Source organism: Microbulbifer thermotolerans, assembly GCF_900112305.1.
Taxonomy (GTDB): Bacteria; Pseudomonadota; Gammaproteobacteria; order Pseudomonadales; family Cellvibrionaceae; genus Microbulbifer; species Microbulbifer thermotolerans.
The window spans coordinates 1-4,320 of the sequence record NZ_FOKT01000022.1 but is presented as its reverse complement, the minus strand read 5'-3'; the positions used below and the strand labels follow the sequence as shown (position 1 = coordinate 4,320).

The 4,320-nt window shown below is 48.1% G+C and carries 5 protein-coding genes and 1 pseudogene; 3 read left to right on the top strand and 3 right to left on the bottom strand.

Annotated elements, in window-relative coordinates; genetic code table 11:
* Window positions 1-413 precede the first annotated feature (413 nt).
* Together BM155_RS16630 and BM155_RS16625 are read left to right on the top strand one after the other, a co-directional pair.
* On the top strand, window positions 414-1,439 hold the full coding sequence (locus tag BM155_RS16630) for an RHS repeat domain-containing protein (RefSeq protein WP_074904447.1): 1,026 nt from the start codon (window positions 414-416) through the stop codon (window positions 1,437-1,439).
* 8 nt (window positions 1,440-1,447) lie between these two features.
* Complete coding sequence (locus BM155_RS16625; RefSeq protein WP_067152741.1) at window positions 1,448-2,179, top strand: AAA family ATPase; 732 nt, start codon at window positions 1,448-1,450, stop codon at window positions 2,177-2,179.
* A 9-nt stretch (window positions 2,180-2,188) separates the two neighbouring features.
* On the opposite strand, the gene BM155_RS16620 is transcribed toward BM155_RS16625, so the two are convergent.
* The 3 genes and pseudogenes from BM155_RS16620 to BM155_RS17645 form a co-directional block, all read right to left on the bottom strand.
* Window positions 2,189-2,431, bottom strand: coding sequence for a hypothetical protein (locus tag BM155_RS16620; protein WP_067152743.1), 243 nt, complete (start codon window positions 2,429-2,431; stop codon window positions 2,189-2,191).
* Between the two features lie 196 nt (window positions 2,432-2,627).
* Window positions 2,628-3,221 (bottom strand): IS66 family transposase, encoded by a 594-nt coding sequence (gene tnpC, locus BM155_RS17650; RefSeq protein WP_254773224.1) that lies wholly within the window; start codon window positions 3,219-3,221, stop codon window positions 2,628-2,630.
* A pseudogene (locus BM155_RS17645) lies at window positions 3,204-3,626 on the bottom strand (transposase); the annotation flags it as partial. The gene tnpC and the pseudogene BM155_RS17645, both read right to left, overlap by 18 nt.
* A 341-nt stretch (window positions 3,627-3,967) precedes the next feature.
* Between BM155_RS17645 and BM155_RS16610 the strand changes: the two are divergent.
* The coding region (locus tag BM155_RS16610; protein ID WP_302848376.1) for an RHS repeat-associated core domain-containing protein at window positions 3,968-4,320 on the top strand (353 nt) is incomplete at its 3' end.

Sequence of the window (4,320 nt, the reverse complement as noted above, 5' to 3'; positions counted from 1 at the left end):
GTTGCGCCTACACCTGCAGAAATTGTACTGCCCAATGGTATATCTCTTCGGGTTCCAACGCTCAGCAAAGCGCTGCTATCCGACTTTCTGGCTCTGGAGGGAGTAAAGTAAAAATGGACACCCATAAATTAAAAAATTGATGGGAAGACCATTGCACACTTACTCTGATGTTTCTAGGGGCTGCTATTTGGGTTATTAGATCTGACGTCCTGTATGGAATTGTGCCAAACAGCTTTATTGGGGTGTAACAGCACGTCGAGGAAGCCCGTGACGGTATTTTTCAAGGAAAGACAAAACTTTAGGAAGTGATCGTCGGGGATAGGTAGCGCTCACAATCACGGATTCCGTGGGCTCTGAATTTTCCGATCTGCTCGCTGGCAGAGCATACTGAATGGGCGGCTCCAGCCAGAGACTTGCGGCTTCGAAGCTGCGGTTCAGTTAGAGCTATTGTCAAGGATCTATCTGGAGCCGCTTACAATTACACCAACCGCTTAAAAACCTATAGCGAAGAGGGCGAACTCAAAGCGACTTACTTCTACAACGCTCTGGGTCAGCGTGTGCGTACGGACAAGAGCGAGGACAACCTGCTGCACTACGACTTGGGTGGACAGTATCTTGCTGAGACCAATATCGCTGCCAACGGCACGGATATCCAGAGCCAGACTGACTACATCTACCTGGACAACATGCCGGTGGCACAGATTGTAACGACCTTTAGCGAAGGGGAGGTTCAAGGTAGAACCTTGACTTATCTGCACACGGACCACTTGAACACGCCGCGTATTGGATCTGATGGTAATGAAGTTGTTGTCTGGCGCTGGGACAGTGATGCGTTTGGGCAGACAGCGCCGGATACTGATCCGGATAGCGATGGAGAGCAGATTGTTGTAAATTTGCGGTTTCCGGGGCAGATACAGGGCGGTGAGGCACAGCATTACTACAACTACTTCAGGGATTATGACTCGAGTCTTGGAAGGTATATCCAGTCAGACTTGTTGGATGTATTGGGTCGCAGTAATGATCCCCAGTTAAGACTTGCCCAACAGATAGGCGTTTTAACTATTCCGAATAATGGTGGTTTGAATCACCTTTACAACTATGCTGAAGGCAGCCCGATTGATCGTACAGACCCATCAGGGCTTTTAGCGCCTTTAGTCATTCCGGGTATATGTGCTGCGGGTGGGTGTGAAGCGATTGCTGCCGCAGCAGCAGCGGCATACTGCGCATTAAATTCTGCTTGTTCGGAAGCTGCACAAGGTGTTGGTGAAGCCATATCCGATGCAATTGATGATGCTACTGATGGTGCCGGTGAAGATGACTGTGGTTGTTGGAGAATCCTTGAACGCCGCAATAGTTGGTGGGATGGGGATCAGATATACTACGAATACCTTGAATGCCTACGCGAATGTAGGGAAGAACAAAATCAGTGTGAAAATTAGATGGCACAATGAAATTTGATGAAAAGCCATACCTACGTGAAATCCAGTTCAAACGTGATGAAGTAGATGCCCATAACGATTATCCGTTTTGCATTCCAGCAGTTAGGGAACTGGATTTCCTTGAGTTTCACCCTGATGTAACGTTCTTTGTTGGTGAAAATGGAACAGGGAAGTCTACATTAATTGAAGCCATTGCTATTGCAATGGGCTTCAATCCTGAAGGTGGAACTAAACAATCTACTTTTGCAACAAAGCGTACACATTCGCCACTTCATCGTTATCTAAAGACGATAAAAAGTTTCAAGCATCCTGAAGATGGGTACTTTTTACGCGCTGAAAGTTTTTACAACCTTGCCACGCTAATGGATGAAACTGGGTACTTGAAAATGTATGGCGGGAAATCGCTTCACCAGCAATCACATGGTGAATCATTTATGGCAACCCTTGTAAACAAGCTGCAAGGTAATGGTCTGTACATCATGGATGAACCAGAAGCAGCTTTATCGCCATCGCGTCAAATGGCTGCACTGTCTGCTATTCATCAGTTAGTTGAAGAAAAGTCACAGTTTATTATTGCGACCCATTCCCCAATATTATTGGCGTACCCACGCGCCAAAATTTACCAATTCACAGAAACTGGCATTGACGTGGTTAAGTATGAAGATACCGAACACTACGCTGTTACTAAAGACTTTCTTGATCGTCACGAACAGATGGTCAAGTATCTAATGGAAGACTAAGCCAAACTGTTAGGGTAGTCTTCCATATTTTTTGATGGTGTCCTTGAAGCTTTCATCAATATCAGGGTGTTCTTCAAAAATTTTCAACAAAATTTCAGTGCCAACCAACCCTGTAATTTTTGAAATTGTTTTGGCATATTCTTCATATTCATCTTGATCAAGATGATCTTTCAGAAACGGTATCAACTTTGATAGTTCCGACGAATTTTTGAAGGCTATACGCGCTACAAATTCAGCTAATTCTTTATTCATATCTGACCACTTATTGATTAATTTTCACACTGATTTTGTTCTTCCCTACATTCGCGTAGGCATTCAAGGTATTCGTAGTATATCTGATCCCCATCCCACCAACTATTGCGGCGTTCAAGGATTCTCCAACAACCACAGTCATCTTCACCGGCACCATCAGTAGCATGTAAGCGGTAAATCTACCACCCCATTGCCATCACTCATCTGATATGCAGGCAAGATTCCACGGCAGCAGCCGCTCTATCTCCTCCACACTCTGCGCCTTGGGCAGTTCTGTAAACACCTGCCTGAGATAGCGGTACGGTTCGTGTCCGTGGAGTTTGGCGGTTTCAATCAAGCTGTAGAGTGCCGCTGAGGCTTTCGCTCCAGCCTGGCTGTTGGCAAAGAGCCAGTTTTTTCTGCCAACGGCAAAGGGGCGGATGGACCGTTCTATGCCGTTGTTGTCGATTTCCAGACGGCCGTCTTCGATATAGATGGTCAGCCTTTTCCACTGTCCCGCCAGGTAGTGCAGGGCTTTGCCCAGTGTGCTCTTCGGGGGGACCTGTGGGAGGTTTTTATCCAGCCAGGTTTTGAGCTTTTCCAGTTGTGGTTTTGCCCTTTCCTGTCGTATCCGGGTTTTCTCTTCCGCAGGCAGGTGGCGGATTTGTTTTTCGGTTTTGTACAGTTTGCCGATCAGGTGGATGGCTGTGTCCGCACGGCTGCGCTTGCCTTTGCCGGTGGCTTTTTGGGCGTCGATAAATTTGCGTCGTACATGGGCCCAGCAGCCAAGGCCGACAATGGTGGCATCCACGATGCTGCCTTCTCTCAGCAGCATGCCAAGGTTCTTAAGGTGATTATTGATCTCCTCAAACAGCCGGCGACCAAGCTGGTGCTGTTCAAGCAAGTGGCGGAAGTTGAGAATGGTGGTTTCATCCGGAATTCGGTCTGTCAGCGTCAATCCCGCAAAATGGCGCATAGACTCAATCTCGTAGAGTGAGTCTTCCATTGCGGGATCACTGAGGTTGTAGAACAGTTGCATGCAATGGATTCGCAGCATGACCCGTAGTGGGTATCCGGCCTTGGGGTAGAAGGGCTCGATCTTCGCTTCCAGGAGCTGCCATGGAACAAGGGATTCCATCCGCTCAAGAAACATCTCCCGACGGGTCTTGCGGCGCTTGTTGCGATATTCGGCTTTAGCAAAGCTGACTTGGTGCATGGCTTTTGCTACTGTCGTTGACTCGATGCTATTTTAACCCATCCGTCCGGGACTTATTCAGAGGTTCCTTAGATCTGATGTCCTTTATGGAATTGTGCCAAACAGCTTTATTGGGGTGTAACAGCACGTCGAGGAAGCCCGTGACGGTATTTTTTAAGGAAAGACAAAACTTTAGGAAGTGATCGTCGGGGATAGGTAGTGCTCGCAGTCGCGGATTCCGTGGGCCCAGCGCTTTCCGAGTTGCTCGCAGACAGAGCGCACTGAATGGGCGGCACCAGCCAGAGACTTAAAGCAGCTCTCGAAGTTTCGGTTCAGGTAGCGCCAGTGTCGCGGGTAGGGTCTTGACTTATCTGCACACGGACCACTTGAACACGCCACGTATTGGAACTGATGGTAATGAAGTTGTTGTCTGGCGCTGGGATAGTGATGCGTTTGGGCAGACAGCGCCGGATACTGATCCGGATAGCGATGGAGAGCAGACTGTTGTAAATTTGCGGTTTCCGGGGCAGATACAGGGTGGTGAGGCACAGCATTACTACAACTACTTCAGGGATTATGATTTCAGTCTTGGACGATACCTCACCAGTGATCCTATCGGGCTGGCGGGCGGACCAAATACTTATACCTATGTCGGGGGGAATCCTGTTAACGCCATTGATCCTTTAGGGTTGGATATCATGGTGATTGGCGGCGG